The sequence below is a fragment of the Sphingomonas sp. GW821-FHT09B04 genome, from assembly GCF_059418285.1.
Genome location: NZ_JBWKPO010000001.1, coordinates 1 through 17,380 on the forward strand (window position 1 = coordinate 1; position 17,380 = coordinate 17,380).

The following is a 17,380-nucleotide window of genomic DNA, read 5'->3' on the forward strand; positions in this document are numbered from 1 at the left end:
CCGGCGCCCGGCTGGATCGTGTTGGCGACGATCAGCCCGACGATCAGCGCCAGCGTCGAGAAGAACAGGAAATAGGCGAACGCCTTGCCCGCCACCCGGCCGACCGAACGCAGCTCGGTCATGCCGGCAATGCCCGTCACCAGCGTCAGGAAGATCACCGGCGCGATGATCATCTTCACCAGCTTGATGAATGCATCGCCCAACGGCTTGAGCGACGCGCCAACATCCGGCCAGAAATACCCGATCCCCACACCCGCCGCGATCGCGATCAGCACCTGAATATAGAGCTGCCCGTACCAGCGCGTGCGCTGCCGCGGCTCCGCTGCATATTCCAGTGCAATCGCCATTCAGTCCCCCGCTGGTTTCCGCGCTTATGCGGCGCGTTCAGCGCAAGGGCCAGCGCTTCGTGCGCTCCGTCAGCGCGCGCTGCCGCGGATCATACCCGCGACATAGCTGGTCATCATCGCATCGCGCGCGGGCGATGGCGGACCGAGCACGCCGCGAGCGTGCGATGGCAGATGCGCCGCCGCGTCATGCGCCGCGTCACCGAACACATAATGGTCGAACCATGCGCGCCATGCCCGCCGCTCCGGTTCGGGCAAGTCACGGATCGAATGGATCGCGAGCATCAGTGCGGCAAAGGGGAAACGATCCGCCGGCTGAGCGAACCAATAATTGACCAGCACGTTGAGCGCGCCCTCAGCGCGGACATGGTGCCACCACATCGGCGGGATGTAGATCGCATCCCCCAGACCGAGTTCAGCGACCTGCGCATGGCGCTGCGCTTCAGCGAAGCGCGGGAAACGATCGAGATCGGGGTTGTCCGGATCGACCATGCTGGTCGGCTGCCCCGCGACGGTCCGCTCGACCGGGCCGACATAGAGGTTGGCGATCTGCCCGGGCGGGAACAGGGTGAAGCGTCGCTTGCCTGCCACCACGACGGCGACGTTCGCCGCGACATCGTAATGGGGTGCGATCCGGCTGGCATTGCCGACCCAGATGCGCGGATCGACACCCTGCGTATCCACGGGCAGCGGATTCTCCGTCGCGAAGCTGGCGATACTTTCGGGAGTCGGCGTCGATCCGGCATAGAGGCCGGGCGCTTCCGCCTGCTCCCGCATGCCAAGCAGCCGCTCGAGCAGCGCGCGCATCGGCATCTTCTGCGTAGCGAAATTGAAGCCGCGCACCGCGTCGTCGTAGAAATAACGCCCCCCGACCTCGGGGGGTGCAACCAGCACGTTGAGCGCGCGGCCATTGTCGCGCGCCGAGAGATAGGCCGCGATGGCCTCATCTCCCTCCCACGCAGCCGCGACCGCGGGCCAGGCGGCGGCAAGCCCGCGGATCGCCACCGGCCGCTCCGCCGCGGCGATGGCGGCGGCGATGCCCTCGCGATCGCCGCCGTCCAGTTCCTTCATGCGTAGTCCCGTCCTCTAGTGCGCCGGCCCGACCCGAACCGTCCGGCTGGCGCGCTTGCCGTCGGCCGAGCGGCTGCGGACTTCGACCGCACCCGTCACTGCCACCGGCCCGTTATAGCGCGTCCAGGCGCCGCCGTTCGCACGATATTCGATCGCGGCGCCCGGGAAGACGTTGTTCGCCTCGAGCTTGCCGCCCGCAATGCGCGCGCCCGGAGGCGACACGCGATAGGCGATCCCCGCACGCTCCAGCAGCGGGAACTGCGCCGAGACACGACCGGCGAAGTTCTTCCATTCGACGCCCAGCTTCGCCTGATCGACGCGCTTATCCTGCCACTGATAGCTCACGCCCGGCTGATAGGCAGGCGCCCAGGTCGCCGGGGTCCAGGCGCGTTCGGCCAGCGCGAGCAGGCGCGGGAACAGCATATATTCGACATTGGCGTCGGTACGGATCGTCTCGCTCCACAGCTGCGCCTGAATACCGGCGATGCCGCGGCCCGGCTCGCGCACCGGCTTGTCGTCGATCGACTTTTCCTGCGCCTGAATGTTGCGCACCAGCGCCGCGTTGGCCGGCAGATTGTCGGTCATGAAGCCGAACACCTGATAGGGATCGACCCCGCGTGACGCCCAGTCATAGCCGCCCTCATCCGGGTGCGGGGCATAGGGCATGTCGAAATAGCCGAGGTCGGGGATCGACAGCACCACCTGCCAGCCGCGGTTGAGCTGATCGTGCGCCTCACGGATCGCGCCGCTGTGCAGCACGCCCCAGATGTTGGTCTGGACGTCCTTGGGCATCTTCGCCGGGTCGGTATGGCCCATGCCGTCGCTCCACCCGCCGGTGCGGATGCCCTTGGCGGCGACGTTCGCCGTCACCTTCTCGATGAAGCGCGAGGTGAGTTTGGTCGCGTCGCCGCCATTCTCCGCGATCATCGTCGCGCAGGCGGGCGACTTGACCCAGGCACCCGCGGTCTCGTCGGCGCCGAGATGGAAGGTCTTGAGCGGCACACCAGCCTGACGATGCATGTCCGCCAGCGCGTCCACCACCGTGTCCATGAAACGATAGGTCGACGGCAGACACACGTTCAACGTGTTGTCGTCATAATGCTGGACGCTGCGATACTTGGTCTGGTCCGCCGGATCGATCAGGCGATAGGCTTCCGCCTCGGCCTGCTTGCCCTCAGCCGCGAGGCGGCGGTAGCGCGCTTCCATCGCAGTCACCGCCGCGCGCGAATGCCCCGGTGTGTCGATCGACGGGATCACTTCGATCCCGCGCGCCGCTGCTTCCTTGACGATCGTCACATAGTCGGCGGTGGTAAGGTAGCCGTTGACGTCGCTGGTCCCGTCCGGCCCCGCGCCAAGCTGGGGCAGCAGGCAGGTATTCTCTTCGGGATCGTGGCAGCGCTTGCCGCCGATCTGCGCGAGCTCGGGCAGCGCCGGGATCTCGATCCGCCAGCCTTCATCCTCGGCAAGGTGGAGGTGCAGCTTGTTGAGCTTGAACGCCGCCATGGCGTCGACCAGCTTCAGGATTTCCGCGCGATCATGGAAGTTGCGACCGACATCGAGATGCAGCCCGCGATACCCGTAGCGCGGCGCATCCTCGACGCGCAGCGGCTTCATCGCACCCTTCTCGAACGCCGCCTGCTGGGCAAGCGAGCGCAGCGCGTGGCTGGCGCCCGCAGCGTCGGCGGCGGTGACGGTGATGCCAGCCGGCTTGACGTCGAGCACATAGGCTTCGGCCGTCAGCTTCGCCGCGGGATCGACGCGGACCGACAGCGGCAGCTTGCCGCCTTCCTTGACGCCCACCCGGGTGAGCGCAGCCAATGCCGGTGCCACCGATGCCTGATTGAGGCCCTCCAGCGTCACCGCGACGCCATTGCGCAGATCGACCGTTCCGCTGCCCTGAACCGCCAGCACCGGCTTGGGCAGGATCACCACGCCCGAGGCCACGGGAGCGGTCCGCCCGGCCTGAAGGTCGAAGGCACGCTCGGCGGTCAGCCAGCGCGTGCGATCGGTGCCACCCTTGTTGGCCAGCTTCGCCTCATTGGTCATCGGCGCGACAAACGGCAGGACTTCGAGCCCGGTCTCGGGATCGATCTTCGCGCGCGATGCCGCGATCGTGCGTGCCTTAAGCCCGTCCGCCGTGAGATAGGCGTTGGGCATCGGAAATGCCTTGGAGAAGAATTTGCCGGTGCCCCACAGTTTGACGACATGCGTCGAGCCGGGCTTCAGCACCACGCCGCGCTTGAGCTTCAGCCGCTGAAGGTCGCCATTGACGAATTCGAGATCGAAGACGTTGCTTTCGATCATCGGCAGCAGCGTCGGGAAGCTGAAGTAGAGCGACAGACCCTTATCCGACAGGCCGGCGGGCAGCGCCTCCGGGACCGTCAGCGTGATGGTCGACAGAAAACAGGCCGGCGACTGAGCCGGGCAAGTCGGCTGGTTGTCGACGACTTCGAACCGGTAGCCGAGCGAATCCGCGAGCGTGTCGAGCGCGGCCTGCCCCGGTGCTTCCGCGCGCGCCGCTGCAGGCGCCGCAACCATCAAAGCCGACATCAATGCCCAGCCCGCCTTACGCATCATTCTCTCCCACTCGACAATTTGTATTCAATTTGTCATGCTCGTTACGCAGGGTCAACGCTCTTTCGAAGAGCGGCATTTCAGGGGGGATGTCAGGGGCATGAGACAGATCACGCTGGCACAATGGCTGTGCGGATTGGTAATTGGTTTCATATTAGTCCTATCACCCTTTCCGGCCATGGCTTCCGCAAAGCCCGTGACCGTCGGCTATGTCGCGATCTTCAAGGGACTCGACCTGTCGATCGACCGGACACACCTCCCGAGCTTCACCCATTTCAACCTGTCCTTCGCCAATCCCGACGCGGACGGCGCGTTCGTCCGCGACGGCAATTTGACGTGCATGATCGGTGCGTTCGGGTCGCCGGTGACGGTCGATTCGCTGCGGCCCGGTATCGCCCGGCTCAAGGCGGGCGGCGCGAAGGTGCTGATCGCTGTCGGCGGCGGCATCATCCCGGACTGTTCGGGCGACTGGAAGGCGCTGCTCGCCCCCGACAAGCGCGACGCGACCGCGGCGGCATTGGTCGCGCTGGCGGATCGGCTCGGGCTCGACGGAGTCGACATCGATCTTGAGGGGAAGTTGCTCACCGAGATCGACCAGGCGGGCAATTATGTCCCCTTCATTGAAACGCTGTCCAGGGCACTCAAGGCGCGCGGCAAGCTGCTCACCTGTGCCACCGGATCCTATGAGGGCGGGATGATCCCGGTCGGATCGATCCCCTATTTCGATCTGGTCAACGTCATGTCCTATGACGCAATCGGGCCGTTCTGGGGATCGGCGGGCGCGGAACATTCGCCGCTGGCGATGGCGCAACGCGATCTCGACCTGTGGCTGGCCCGCGGCGTTGCGCCCGAACGGCTGGTGCTGGGCGTTCCTTTCTACGGCTATGGGTTCGGCGGTGAGAGGGCTAATTGGTCTTATCGCGACATCGCGACGGCCCATCCCTATGCCGCGAAGGGCGATGTGATCGGCAAGGCGTGCGGCGGTTGCCGTTACATCACCTATAACGGCCCGCCGACAATCGAGGCCAAGGCGCGATTGGCGAGGACGAAGGCCGGCGGGGTCATGGTCTGGGAATTGTCGCAGGATTCCCCCGATCACGCGCTCACCCAAGCCATCCATCGCGGGCTTTCGGCATCCGATGTGCGCGCTAACGATTGACGCTGCGATACCAATGAAACACATGGTGGCATCGCACTGGTATTATCACCGGTGCCGCCGCAGAAGCTGGAGCACGAACCTTTGTCGCTGATCGAACGTACAGGTCCGCTCCAGAAGGAAGACCCGACCCCGCTCTACCTCCAGCTCCAGAAGATCCTGCGCGACGCGATCGAGGGGCAAATCGTCAAGGCCGAGGAGGCGATCCCCACCGAACGCGACCTGGCCGAGGAGTTCGACGTGTCGCGCATCACCGTGCGCAAGGCGATCGACGGGCTGGTCTCCGACGGCATCGTCGCGCGGCGCCGCGGTGCGGGCACCTTCGTCACTCGTCCTCGCGTCGAGAAGAGCTTCTCGAAGCTCACCTCCTTCTCGCAGGACATGATCTCACGCGGGCGGCGGCCACACAGCAAATGGGTGAGCAAGACCGCCGGTGCGGTGACGCCCGAGGAAGCGCTGTCGCTGGGCCTCTCGCCCGGATCGCTCGTCTACCGCTTTCACCGCATCCGCTATGCCGACGACACGTCGATGGCGCTCGAATATGCGACGATCCCGGCCTATTGCCTCCCCTCGGTCGAGACCGTGGGCGCGTCGCTCTACGAGGCGCTCGAGGCAGCGGGGCACCTTCCCGTGCGCGCGCTCCAGCGGCTGCGTGCGGTTGCCTTCACCGAAGAGCAGGCCGAAGTGCTCGGCGTCGAGCCGGGCGCGCCGGGATTGTTCATCGAGCGCCGCGGCTTCCTGTCCGATGGGCGCACCGCCGAGTTCACGCAGAGCTATTATCGTGGTGACGCCTATGACGTCGTCGCCGAGCTGAACGGCTGACGCGAACGCTCCGTTCGCGCTGCGCGAGCGGGTCAGGCGGACAGCCGCCGCAGGAATTCGACGTGCGGGGGCAGCTCGGCGAGTTGCTCGGCCACCCGGCCCTTGAGCGTTGCAAGCCGGACGGCAAGCTCGGCTGAAGGCAGACCGTCGGCGACCGGGTGCCAGCTGCGCGGCCACAAGCCCTGCCCCGTCATCACGCAATACCAGTTGGTCGGGCCGAACAGGTCGCCCGGTTCGAACAGGATGTTGCCGGTGGCGCGAAACGCCTCGATCCGCTCGGCCAGTGTATCGGGTATCCCGGCCGCGGCGACATCGCGCCAGAATGGCGTGTCGTCGCGGCCCGCCAGTGCATAATGCGCGATCACGAAATCGCGGATCGTCTGATATTCGTGCAGTGCGTCGCGATTGAAGCGCGAAACGACATTCGGGTCGATCCCGTCGCGCGGCAGCAGCGCGAGCAGCCGGATGATCGTCGTCTGGATCAGGTGGATCGACGTCGATTCGAGTGGCTCGAGGAACCCACCCGCCAAGCCGATCGCGACGCAGTTGCGGTTCCAGATCTTGCGCCGGTGCCCCGCGGTGAAGCGCAGCTGGTTGGGCTCGGCCTGCGCCGCGCCGGGCAGGCGTTCGGTCAGCAGCCGCGCCGCATCGTCATGCGCGAGATGGGCGCTCGAATAGACATAGCCATTGCCGTCGCGATGCTGGAGCGGGATGCGCCATTGCCAGCCCGCCTCGTGCGCGGTGGAGCGAGTGAAGGGGGACGGATCGCCCGCGCTTGCCGAGGGCAGAGCCACCGCGCTGTCGCACGGCAGCCAGTGGCTCCACGATTCATAGCCGGTCTCGAGCGCGCCTTCGATCAGCAGCCCGCGAAAGCCCGAGCAGTCGACGAACAGATCGCCTTCGATCTCGCGCCCGTCGTCGAGCGTCAGTGCCTCGATATAGCCGTCGTCAGGATCGAGCCGCACCTGCGCGACCTTCCCCTCGACGCGCACCACACGCGACGCCTCGGCAAGGCCGCGCAGGAAGCGTGCATAGAGCGAGGCGTCGAAATGCACGGCATGGTTGACCGGCCCGTGGCGCGTCATCCGCGCGAACCGGCCGGCGTGCGCCGCCATCGTCTCGATATTATGGGCAGCGGGATCCCGGCTTCCGCCTTCAGCGATGTGGCGCAGCCAGAAATGGTGGAAATGGATTCCCGACATCTCGATGCCGAAATGGCCGAACGGGTGGAAATAGCGATTGTCGGCGCCGCCCCAGCCGTCGAACTGGATGCCGAGTTTGATCGAACCGTTGGTCTCGCGAAGGAATTCGTCGGGATCGATGCGCAGATAGCGGTTGAAGTCGAGGATCGGCGGCACGGTCGCCTCACCGACACCAACCGTTCCGATCGCCTCGGATTCGACCAGAGTGATGCTGTGGCTTTGCCCCGCGAGGGTACGGCCCAGCGTCGCGGCGGTCATCCACCCGGCGCTGCCGCCGCCGACGATGACGATGCGGCGTACCGGCCGCGTTCTTGCACTGGTGGCGCGGGCGCTCAACGCCCGCCGCTCCGGATTCGTGCCAGCGCCTGTGCGTGCGTCTCCATGCTCCGCACGTCGGCGGCGATTGCGCGAAGCTGGCGCTGGAACTCGACCATCAGGGCCTGGTCTTCCGCCAGCATCGCCTGCGGATCGAAACTGCGCGGCACGACGCCGTGCCCGGCCATGCACAGCGCCCAGCTATCTTCATTGTGCGCTTCATGATTGCCATGCGCAAACATCCCCCGCCCCGCGAACAGGTCGATCTTCGACGCCAGCTCCGGAGAGACCGGAGCGGCGCGGGCACCGTCCCAAAAGGGTTCGCCGTGGCGGGCGTTGAGGCGGAAATGCTGCGCGGCGAAGTCACCCACACGCGCCCGCGACCCGCTCAATTCCTCGTTGTAGATATCCGCTTCCGGCATGTCCGCACGATCGATCGGCCAGAGCAGAACCAGTTGAGCCACGGCAAGCTGGAGCAACAGAAGTTCGGCGCCGTCCAGCAGGGGTGCGTTCCCCGCCGCGCTCCCGATCGCGACGCAGTTGGCGACCCAGGCGCGCGCGCGCCGGGTTGCGGAAAGCGTCTCGGCTTCGCCGGTTTCGACCGGTCGTCCCGCGATCTGTGCGAGCAGCACCCGCGCTTCGGCGTCGGACAGATGGCTGCTGTCATAAGCGATCTCGCCCGCCAGCCGATCGCCGAGCGGCGTGAGGGTCGCCCAGCCCGCGGAATGCGCGGCTACCCGGCTGTAGAGCGGAAGCGGGTCAAGCGCCGTTGCGGAACCGCGGATCAGCCGGTCGCAAGGGATCACCTCCTCCACCGATCCTACCGGATCCACACACTCGATCAGCGCACCATCCGCATCGACGAACAGGTCCGCCGTCACGGTTTGGCCGTCAGCAAGCTCGAGCCGGTGCAGCCTTCCGCCGTTCGCGAAGGGCTGTGCATCCGCTCCCGGCAGGATCTTCACCCCGGCACCCTCGCAGGCCGCGCGCAGCAGCCCGGCATAACCCGCCGCGTCGAGGTGCCAGCCATGTTTGACCGCTTGCCGAGTCGCGGGATCCCGCGCCTCGCCAACCCGCCCTTCCTTCGCGGCCACCGCGGCGAGACAGAAATCCTCAAGCGCGACACGAAGCCCAGCCTGCCGTGCGCGCGTCCAGTGCTGAACGAAGGGAAGCATCGCGAAGGGCGTCCCGGCGTCGCCATAGGCATGGAGGAATGCCCCTTCGCTGCCCGACCAGCCGGCAAACTGCTGGCCCGTGTTGAACGTCGCCGATGCGCCCTCGATCAACGCCACATCGTCGATGCCGAGCAGTCGGTGGAACGATGCAAGGTCGGGTAATCCGACCAGCGCGGCATGCGGAGACGGCACCTCGCCCGTGTCGATCCAGCTGACCTGTGTTCCCAGCCGCCCGAAGGCGCGCGCGATGGCGAGTGCCGCCATCGGCGCGGCAACCCCGCCGCCATAGACGACAACGCGCTCGACCGGAGCGCTCACAGAGGGGGTGCCGGACAGTAGCGCGCGACAAACTCGGCGTGGCTCGGCGCCGAGGCCGCACCGCGCGCGATCGTCGCGGCAAGCGCATCAAGGCGCTGCCTCAGGAGGTCAGCGGGCAATGCGTCGGCGAGGCGGTCGGCGGCCTGCGGTTCGATCCCCTGCCCCACGAACACCGCCTGCCAGCTCGGCGGACCGAACAGGCCGTCGCGATAGGCCTGGACATGGCCGCGATGACGGAAACGGTCGATCTTGTCGGCAAGCGTGCCCGGCACGTCCATCGTCGTCACATGCTCCCACAACGGTGCATCGGCATCGTTGGCGAGATAGTGAAGGATCAGGAAGTCGCGGATCCGGTCATATTCGACATCCATCACGCGGTTGAACTCGGCGGGCAGCGCAGGGTCGATGCCCTCACTCGACGGCAGCAGCGTCAGCAAATGCATGATCGCCATCTGGACGAGATAGATGCTGGTCGATTCGAGCGGCTCGAGAAACCCGCCCGCCAGCCCCATGCCGATGCAATTATGGCTCCACGCCAGCCGTCGCTTGCCCGCTCTGAAGCGCAGCACCCGCGGCTCCGCCAGCGCCTCGCCATCGAGATTGGCGAGCAAGGTCGCCGCAGCCTCATCGTCCGAGATATGCGCGCTCGAATAGACATAGCCGTTGCCGGTGCGATGCTGGAGCGGGATGCGCCACTGCCAGCCCGCCTTGCGCCGCGTCGAGCGGGTATAGGGCGTGAAGTCCGTCGAACGTGCGCACGGCACCGCCTGCGCACTGTCGCAAGGCAGCCAGTGCCCCCAATCCTCCAGCTCGACGCCCAGCTGCGATCCGAGCAGCAGCGAGCGGAAGCCCGAGCAATCGACGAAAAAGTCGCCCGCCACGCGCTCACCCGAAGCGAGCTTCACCGCCGCGATCGCGCCACGCTCGCCATCGCGCTCGACCTCGACGATCCGCCCCTCGACCCGCTCGATCCCGCGCGCCTCGGCCCAACGGCGCAGATAGCGCGCGTAGAGAAACGCATCGAGGTGATAGGCGTAGGTGAAGGCGTTGCGCACATCGTCCGGATCGCCGTTCGGCAGCATGAAGCGGTTCTGCCATGCCGTGACGATCGGAAAGCAATAGTCGTCGAGTGGCGCGGCGAAACCAGCCTGCCGCGCACGCACCCAGTAGCTGAAGAAATCGGCCTCCCCGATCGGCCGGCCATAGGTACCGAAGGGATGGATGTAGCGATGGCCTTCGTGACCCCAGTTCACGAATTCGATGCCGAGCTTGAAGCTCGCCTGCGTCGCAGCCATGAACTCGACCTCGTCGAGTCCGATGAAGTCGTTAAAGTCCTTCATCTGCGGCAGCGTCGCTTCGCCGACGCCGACGGTACCGATCTCTTCGGATTCGACCAGACGCACGCGAACGCCGGCCGGAACGAGCTTGGCGGCGCAGGCCGCAGCACACATCCAGCCGGCGGTTCCGCCGCCGATAATTACCAGTTCAAGCGGTCGCACCATCGTCATGAACCTTACCGCACAAGGTTGCCGACGCCAGTCCCCCCGGACCGGCGCCGGCGCAGGGTCAGAAGGTCAGCCGCGCCCCGATCTGGAAGCGGCGATCGTTCTTGAACCAGGCATTGTCCTTGAGCAGTCCGGCCGCGTTCACCTGCTGCTTGAGCACGGTATCGGTGCCGAGCAGATTGGTGCCTTCGAGGACGAACTCGACATTCTTGGTGGCGCGGAAGCGGATCGACGCGTCCATATAGCCGGCGGCTTCCTGCCAGACCGGCAAGGCGACGCAACAGTCGATCGCGGTAACCAGGAACTTCGAGCGCCAGTTGTAGGCGAGACGCGCCGACAATTTGCCCTTTTCGTACATGCCGACGACGTTGAAGGCGTGTTCGGAGACCCCCTCCAGTGCCTTCGCCCTCACCGCCGTGGTGCTATACTGGAGACCGCCGCCCGCGATGCCGCCCGCAGTCTCATTGGTCAGCGCGACGGTCTCGATCCCGTCATTCTTCACATAGGTGTAGTTGGCCTGCACCCCAAAGCCGTCGAACGGCGCCGGCAGGAAATCGAAGAAGGTCTGGAACGACGCTTCAGCGCCATAGATGCCCGCGCCTTTACCGTTGACCGGACCGGTAACCCGGATCGGCTCAGTGACCCCATTGTTGGTCACCGTGAGATCGAACGACCCTTGCTGAATATAGTCATAGAACTTCTTGTAGAAGCCAGTGAGCGTCAGCGACCCGGCCGACGACATATAATATTCGAACGTCAGGTCGAACTGGTCCGCCGTAATCGGCTTCAGCCTCGGATTGCCCATTTGACCGGTATAATCCCAGTCATAGGCAATGGGCTTTCCAGAGGGGTCGCGCGTCACCCTAGGATTATTGAAATCGTTGACGTTGGGCGAAACCCGGCTGACCGTCAGGAAGTTGCGGAGCAAGCCGAAATCCGGCCGCGACATCGCCCGCGAATAGGCAAAGCGCGACACCAGCTTATCGGTCAGATCGAACTTGATGTTGAAGCTCGGCAATGCGTGGAAGTGGTTGACATCGGTCGTGCCCGCCACCGTCGCACCATTGTTGAATGCGAGCTCGGACACTCCGATGACGCAGCCGGAGGTTGCTGTGGGCCGCCCCGTATCTCCATCGAATCCCGGGGTACAAATCCGATCCGCCGCGGTGAAGGGATTGGCGAAGGTCGCTGCACCCTGAGTTGTGTTATTGGTCCAGACTAGGCGAACGCCGACATTGCCCGAGACCCGAACACCACCGATCGTCAGACCGTCGCCGCCGAACTTGGCCATCGCATAGGCAGCGATCGTGCGTTCGCTGACCTTGTGGACCTCACTCGGCAGATAGCAGCCGAACTTGTCCTTGACCGTCTCGCCCGCGCGATAGCCGGCGTTCGAGCAGACCGGCATATAGTCGCCGACACCGATCGCAGGCCGACCCAGCGCTTTGGCCAGTTCCTCGCGATTCGCCAGCTTGTCCATGTTGAAGAACACGAACGAGTTGTGATTCAGCTGATTGCCGGCGAAGAAATCGCTGCTGAAGCTGTGGGTTGCGTAGTTGCCCGCCGGATAGACCGGCTTGTCCAGGTTGAAATAGGACGCCTGGCTATTGGTCCATGTGTTCGAGATATTTGCCCAGTTGTACGCGCCCCAGCGCACCGTCTGGTCGCGATCGGCGTAACGCGCGCCAACCTTGATCGCATCGAGCCAGCCCGAATCCACATCATATTCCGCGTCCATGCGTAACGCGAATTCCTGGCCGTCACTGTCTTCGGTGTGATCAGTGATCGCATAGTAATGATAGTTGTTCGGATTGACGAGACCGCCGGGTGACAGGTTGATATTGGTGGCAACGTTCGGCTTGAACTCCAGCCGGGGATATTTTCCAGTCAGATCGACGAACGTGTCGGCATAGCTTCGCGTCGTTACCGACGCATTATAGTTGCCCACACTGGCATCGACATACTGGCCGTCGAACGACAGGCGCAGCCGATCCGTGACATCCCAGCGGAAGTTCAGGCCGAAGTCCTGAGTAATCTGCTTGTTGCGCAGCGCGTTGGACTGCGTATCGACCGACGGCGCACGCCGCAACGTCGCGCCGGCACATCCGGCCCAACCATAGCATCGGTTATAGAATGGCTGCCCGGCAGAGTTCAGACCAAGCCCCAGATAGGCATTGTCCCCTGGAGCGCCCAGATAGGCGCGTGGCGGAGACCACCAGCCGCTCAGGAAATCACCATCGTCATCGAACTTGAACGATGTTCCATCAAGCGGAAAGACCTCGGCAAGATCGTCCGGGGTGGGCGGCGGGCCAATTGTAGAATCGGATGGCCGTTCAAAAAGATCAAGTACGTTGGAGAATACCGAATACTCACGCCAGCTATTGTTATACTGCGATCTGTTATACTGACCGGTCAGCTGCATCGACTCATCGTTCGACTTCCACTGGAACGCAGCCGACACGCCATAGCGCTTTCGGTCATATTCGTTCTCGCGAAGGTAGATGCCACTCGGGATATATTTGAGATACTGCGTCCCCGCCGGGTCCGTCGGCTTCAGTTCGCCAAATGCGTTCCGGAAGACGCCCATGCGACCAAACTGGACACCGTGACTCGCGGTAATCGCGTGTGCATAGGCGCCATTGACCATCAAGCCGATCTCACCGATCCCGGTTTCCCAGCGGTCTGAGATGATGCCCGAGATTTCCGGCGTCGTCTTCATGGCGATGTCGCCATTGGTGAGCTTGACCGAAAGCGAAATCAGGCGCCCGGTGCTGTCGAACGGCAAGCGCGTGCGCAGGTTGACCGTTCCGGCGATGCCGCCCTCGATCAGATCGGCGGTCTGGTTCTTGTAGGTGTCAATCCCGCCAAGCAGTTCGGGCGAGATGTCCTGCCAGCTCAACCCGCGCGAGGAGTTCGCGCTGAACGTATCGCGGCCGTTGAATTCCGAGCGGACCTGGTTGAGGCCGCGGATGATGACGCCCGACGGCTCGGCCGAGAAGTGCGACGTGTCGTCGGTACCGGAGAAGCGGTTGACGGTGATGCCGGGCACGCGCTGCAGCGCCTCCGCCACCGACTTGTCCGGGAAGGAGCCGATATCCTCGGCGGTGATCGAATCGACCACCGTATCGGCGTGGCGCTTGCGGTTCTGCGCCGATTCGAGATTCCGGCGGGCGCCGGTGATGACCACATCCTCGGTCACCGTCTCATCGCTGGCGGCCGCAGCCTGCGCGGCGACTTCCTGCGCCGAAGCCGGCATCGCGATCGCGCTGGCAAGCGCGGCAACGCAAATCCCATGAAACAGATTGTGGCGAGCCCCCGCCTTGATCGTCGATCCGACCATCCCCCAGTTCCCCTTCCCGTAATGCCCCCGGCTGTTTGCCAGCCTTTTATGAGACCAATTGCACAATTGGACTATTACCAATAGACTACAAATTGGAAGGTCTGTCCATTGCAAATTTATACGGACGTAATGAAGTTGCTCCGCAGCACTGGATGACGGAATGGGGGAAATGTCATGCGCCTGATTTCACTGGATGTGTTGCGCGGATTGACGGTGGCGGGGATGATCCTTGTCAACGCGGCGGCAGGAATGAAATATGGAGCCCAAGCGGACGTCGCGCCGATCCTGCTGCATAAATCCTGGGAAGGACTAACCCTCGCGGATCTGGTGTTTCCGGCGTTCCTGACGATGGTCGGGATCGCCATCCCCTTCTCGCTGCGGCAGCGCGCGGACGGGGCCATCCCCACCGGCCCGATCCTCAGCCGCACCGCGCGGCTGGTACTGCTCGGCTTCCTTCTCTCCAACCTCTACTGGTTCGCCGATTTCGGCGTGCGCGACTGGCGCCTGTTCGGCGTGCTCCAGCGGATCGGACTGGTCTATGGCGCATGTGCGCTGCTGTTCCTGTTCGCGGGTCCGCGCGTGCGGCTTGCGCTGATCGCGGTGCTGCTGATCGGATATTGGCCGCTCACCCTGCTCCCGGCGCTGGACGGACTGCCCAACGACCTCTGGCAGCGCGGGCACAATTTCGTCGCCTCGGTCGATCGCGCCCTGCTGGGCAACCATCTCTATGTGAAGGGGCCGGAGGGCTATGACCCCGAAGGCATTCTCGGCACGCTGCCCGCGATCGCACAGGGCCTGATCGGCATCGCGATCGGCGAGCAACTGCTGAAGCGCGAAGGGCCGCGTACAGGCTTGCTGCTGGCCGCCGGCGCCGCGATGCTGGCGGCAGGGATCGCGTGGAGCTTCGCCTTCCCGATCGTCAAGGATATCTGGTCGAGCTCGTTCGTGCTGGTGACCGCAGGAATCACCGTGCTGACGCTGGCGGTGCTTCACCATGTCCTCGACCGCGAGGGCCGCGCGCCGGGAATCGCCGCAACCGCGATGCTCGCGTTCGGCGCCAACGCCATCGCCGCCTACACGCTGCATCAGGTGACCTCGAGCGTGGTCACCTGGGATCTGCTGCTCGTCCCCTTCCACGCCACCCGCGCGGCGATCGGCGATCCGCTCGCGTCGCTGCTGCCGGTACTGATCTATCTCACCCTGATCTGGGCGGCGATGGAGTGGCTGCGGCGCAAGGGATGGATCATCAAAATCTGATCCGCCCGAACATACATCTTGATGAGACCAATATAACCTATATAGTACCAACTTAAGCGCTGGTCGTACCGGCCGGCAGATTTGGAGAGATGTGGGAATGGTGCCGAACGCGGCCGAAGCGAGTTTGGGTACGCTGATGGAGCGTGAGGCGGCCGAAGCCGGCGCCGCGGTGTCGCGGATGCTGGCAGCGAATCGCGACTCCATCGCGCAGGTCGCCGCGCGGCTGCGCGCATCGCCACCCGCGGCGGTCGTCACCTGCGCTCGTGGCTCGTCGGATCATGCCGCGACCTATGCCAAATATCTGATCGAGACGCTGACCGGCGTCCCGACCGCCTCCGCGGCGCTTTCCGTTGCATCGCTCTATGATGCGCCGGTGGCGCCGGGGAACCGGCTGTGCATCGCGATCTCGCAATCGGGCAAAAGCCCCGACCTCCTCGCCACGATCGAGCATCAGCGCAAAGCGGGTGCGTTCATCGTCGCGATGGTCAATGCCGAGGATTCGCCGCTCGCCGCGCTCGCGGATGTCGTGATCCCGCTTAAGGCCGGCCCGGAGCGCTCGGTTGCCGCGACCAAATCCTATATCTGCTCGCTCGCGGCCATCGCTGCGCTGGTCGCGGAATGGGCCGAAGACACCGAACTGCAGGCAGCAGTCGCCGATCTTCCCGCGCAGCTCGAGCGCGCGTTCGAGCTCGACTGGTCGCCGGCAGTGGCGGCACTCACCGACGCGTCGAGCCTGTTCGTGCTCGGCCGCGGCTATGGCCTGGGCATCGCGCAGGAAGCCGCGCTGAAGTTCAAGGAAACCTGCGCGCTGCACGCCGAGTGCTTCAGCGCAGCCGAAGTGCGGCACGGTCCGATGGCGATCGTCGACGACGCGTTCCACGTGCTTGCCTTTGCGAGCAGCGACCGTGCGGGCGACAGCGTCCGCGAAACCGCAGCCGAGTTCCGCAGCCGCGGGGCCGAGGTGCTGCTCGCCGATCCGGCCGCACCGGACGCCGGTCTGCCTGCACTCGCCGCGCACCCGGCGATCGAACCGATCCTGATCGTCCAGACTTTCTACAAAATGGCCAACGCGCTGTCGCTGGCCCGGGGCTGCAATCCCGATTCGCCGCCCCATCTCAACAAGGTTACAGAGACACTATGAGGATTCGACTGGAAAACGGCCGGATCGTCACGCCGCAAGGGGTGTTCGACGGCGCGGACGTGACCGTCGTCAACGGGACGATCGCGACACTCGCCCCCGTCGGCGGGGGCAAGACCGACAGCGCTATCAATCTCGACGGCGGCTGGCTGTTGCCCGGGTTCATCGATACCCAGGTCAATGGCGGCGGCGGCGTGCTGTTCAACGATGACGTCGATGTCGACACCATCGCCGCGATCGGGGCGGCGCATGCCCGTTTCGGCACCACCGCATTCCTGCCCACGCTGATCAGCGATACGCCTGACCAGATCGCCGCGGCGCTGGCGGCAGTCGATGCTGCGATCGATCACGGCGTGCCCGGCGTCGTCGGCATCCATGTCGAGGGGCCGTTCATCAACGAAGTGAAGCGCGGCATCCACGAGGCGCGGCGCATCCGCCGGCTCGATGCCGACACGCTGGCCCTGCTCACCGCGCCGCGCCGCGGCCGGGTGATGCTGACGCTGGCGCCCGAATTGTGCGACGAATCGGATATCCGCACGCTGGTGAAACATGGGGTGATCGTCAGCGCAGGCCACACCAACGCGACCTATGACGAGGCGCAGCTTGCGATCGCTGCGGGGCTGACCGGGTTCACCCATCTGTTCAACGCGATGTCGCCGCTGCACCATCGCAAGCCCGGCGCGGTCGGCGCTGCATTTGATTCGGATACCTATTGCGGGATGATCGTCGATGACGCGCATCTCCACCCGGCAGTCGTCCGCCTTGCGGTTCGTGCCAAGGGGATCGAGCGGCTGATGCTCGTCACCGACGCGATGCCGAGCGTCGGCACCGACGACACCGAATTCATGCTTCAGGGCAAGCGCATCATGGTGCGCGACGGCGTGTGCCTGTTCGAGGACGGCACGCTCGCCGGGACGCATCTCGACATGGCATCGGCATTGCGCAACACCATCGCGGAAACCGGGCTTGAGGTTGCCGAGGCGGCGGTGATGGCAAGTGCCACACCGGCACGCTTCCTGTCGCTCGATACACATGGCGAACTCGCGCCGGGCAAGCGCGCCGACTGGGTCTGGCTGGACGACAAGCTCCAGCCGCTTGGGACCTGGATCGGTGGCGAACGACTGACTGACACAGAAGAATTCGCCCGCGCGGCGCAATAAAAA

General features: G+C 64.9%; 12 protein-coding genes. 5 read left to right on the top strand and 7 right to left on the bottom strand.

All coding sequences use genetic code 11. The features are described 5' to 3' along the window. The 3 genes from AC07NK_RS00005 to AC07NK_RS00015 form a co-directional block, all read right to left on the bottom strand. On the bottom strand, positions 1-347 hold a 347-nt coding region (locus AC07NK_RS00005; protein WP_495168519.1), incomplete at its 3' end, for a cation:dicarboxylate symporter family transporter. Between the two features lie 69 nt (positions 348-416). Further along, positions 417-1,415 (bottom strand): cupin-like domain-containing protein, encoded by a 999-nt coding sequence (locus tag AC07NK_RS00010; RefSeq protein ID WP_495168520.1) that lies wholly within the window; start codon positions 1,413-1,415, stop codon positions 417-419. Positions 1,416-1,430: 15 nt separating this feature from the next. Continuing rightward, positions 1,431-3,989 carry a beta-N-acetylhexosaminidase gene (locus tag AC07NK_RS00015; protein ID WP_495168521.1) on the bottom strand — a complete coding sequence of 853 codons (2,559 nt, stop codon included), beginning with the start codon at positions 3,987-3,989 and terminating at the stop codon, positions 1,431-1,433. A gap of 178 nt (positions 3,990-4,167) precedes the next feature. Here AC07NK_RS00015 and AC07NK_RS00020 point away from each other — a divergent pair, with 178 nt between their 5' ends. Together AC07NK_RS00020 and AC07NK_RS00025 are read left to right on the top strand one after the other, a co-directional pair. Then, positions 4,168-5,148 carry a glycosyl hydrolase family 18 protein gene (locus AC07NK_RS00020; RefSeq protein WP_495168522.1) on the top strand — a complete coding sequence of 327 codons (981 nt, stop codon included), beginning with the start codon at positions 4,168-4,170 and terminating at the stop codon, positions 5,146-5,148. Between the two features lie 81 nt (positions 5,149-5,229). Then, entirely contained in the window at positions 5,230-5,967 is a 738-nt protein-coding gene (locus AC07NK_RS00025; RefSeq protein WP_495168523.1) for a GntR family transcriptional regulator, read from the top strand. A 32-nt stretch (positions 5,968-5,999) separates the two neighbouring features. Here AC07NK_RS00025 and AC07NK_RS00030 read toward each other — a convergent pair whose 3' ends face one another. The 4 genes from AC07NK_RS00030 to AC07NK_RS00045 all read right to left on the bottom strand — a co-directional run bounded on the left by AC07NK_RS00030 (position 6,000) and on the right by AC07NK_RS00045 (position 13,822). Beyond that, a complete protein-coding gene (locus AC07NK_RS00030; RefSeq protein WP_495168524.1) occupies positions 6,000-7,505 on the bottom strand; it encodes a tryptophan halogenase family protein in 1,506 nt (501 codons plus the stop codon). Further along, positions 7,502-8,977 (bottom strand): tryptophan 7-halogenase, encoded by a 1,476-nt coding sequence (locus AC07NK_RS00035; protein ID WP_495168525.1) that lies wholly within the window; start codon positions 8,975-8,977, stop codon positions 7,502-7,504. The genes AC07NK_RS00030 and AC07NK_RS00035 overlap by 4 nt, the downstream gene beginning before the upstream one ends. Next, positions 8,974-10,479 carry a tryptophan halogenase family protein gene (locus AC07NK_RS00040; protein ID WP_495168526.1) on the bottom strand — a complete coding sequence of 502 codons (1,506 nt, stop codon included), beginning with the start codon at positions 10,477-10,479 and terminating at the stop codon, positions 8,974-8,976. The genes AC07NK_RS00035 and AC07NK_RS00040 overlap by 4 nt, the downstream gene beginning before the upstream one ends. A 64-nt stretch (positions 10,480-10,543) precedes the next feature. After that, a complete protein-coding gene (locus AC07NK_RS00045) occupies positions 10,544-13,822 on the bottom strand; it encodes a TonB-dependent receptor (RefSeq protein ID WP_495168527.1) in 3,279 nt (1,092 codons plus the stop codon). A 174-nt stretch (positions 13,823-13,996) separates the two neighbouring features. Between AC07NK_RS00045 and AC07NK_RS00050 the strand changes: the two genes are divergently transcribed. From AC07NK_RS00050 to nagA, 3 genes are all read left to right on the top strand, one after another. Continuing rightward, positions 13,997-15,079, top strand: a complete 1,083-nt coding sequence (locus AC07NK_RS00050; protein WP_495168528.1) for an acyltransferase family protein — start codon at positions 13,997-13,999, stop codon at positions 15,077-15,079. A 97-nt stretch (positions 15,080-15,176) separates the two neighbouring features. Next, a complete protein-coding gene (locus tag AC07NK_RS00055) occupies positions 15,177-16,220 on the top strand; it encodes an SIS domain-containing protein (RefSeq protein ID WP_495168529.1) in 1,044 nt (347 codons plus the stop codon). Continuing rightward, positions 16,217-17,377 carry an N-acetylglucosamine-6-phosphate deacetylase gene (gene nagA, locus AC07NK_RS00060; RefSeq protein ID WP_495168530.1) on the top strand — a complete coding sequence of 387 codons (1,161 nt, stop codon included), beginning with the start codon at positions 16,217-16,219 and terminating at the stop codon, positions 17,375-17,377. Before AC07NK_RS00055 ends, nagA begins: the two co-directional genes overlap by 4 nt. The last annotated feature ends 3 nt before the right edge of the window (positions 17,378-17,380 follow it).

What these genes read in the sequence shown, in the direction of transcription:
- AC07NK_RS00010 (WP_495168520.1), bottom strand. Translation starts at nt 1,415, where the DNA reads ATGAAGGAACTGGACGGCGGCGATCGCGAGGGCATCGCCGCCGCCATC.
- AC07NK_RS00015 (WP_495168521.1), bottom strand. Translation starts at nt 3,989, where the DNA reads ATGCGTAAGGCGGGCTGGGCATTGATGTCGGCTTTGATGGTTGCGGCG.
- AC07NK_RS00020 (WP_495168522.1), top strand. Translation starts at nt 4,168, where the DNA reads ATGGCTTCCGCAAAGCCCGTGACCGTCGGCTATGTCGCGATCTTCAAG.
- AC07NK_RS00040 (WP_495168526.1), bottom strand. Translation starts at nt 10,479, where the DNA reads ATGGTGCGACCGCTTGAACTGGTAATTATCGGCGGCGGAACCGCCGGC.
- AC07NK_RS00045 (WP_495168527.1), bottom strand. Translation starts at nt 13,822, where the DNA reads ATGGTCGGATCGACGATCAAGGCGGGGGCTCGCCACAATCTGTTTCAT.
- AC07NK_RS00050 (WP_495168528.1), top strand. Translation starts at nt 13,997, where the DNA reads ATGCGCCTGATTTCACTGGATGTGTTGCGCGGATTGACGGTGGCGGGG.
- AC07NK_RS00055 (WP_495168529.1), top strand. Translation starts at nt 15,177, where the DNA reads ATGGTGCCGAACGCGGCCGAAGCGAGTTTGGGTACGCTGATGGAGCGT.
- nagA (WP_495168530.1), top strand. Translation starts at nt 16,217, where the DNA reads ATGAGGATTCGACTGGAAAACGGCCGGATCGTCACGCCGCAAGGGGTG.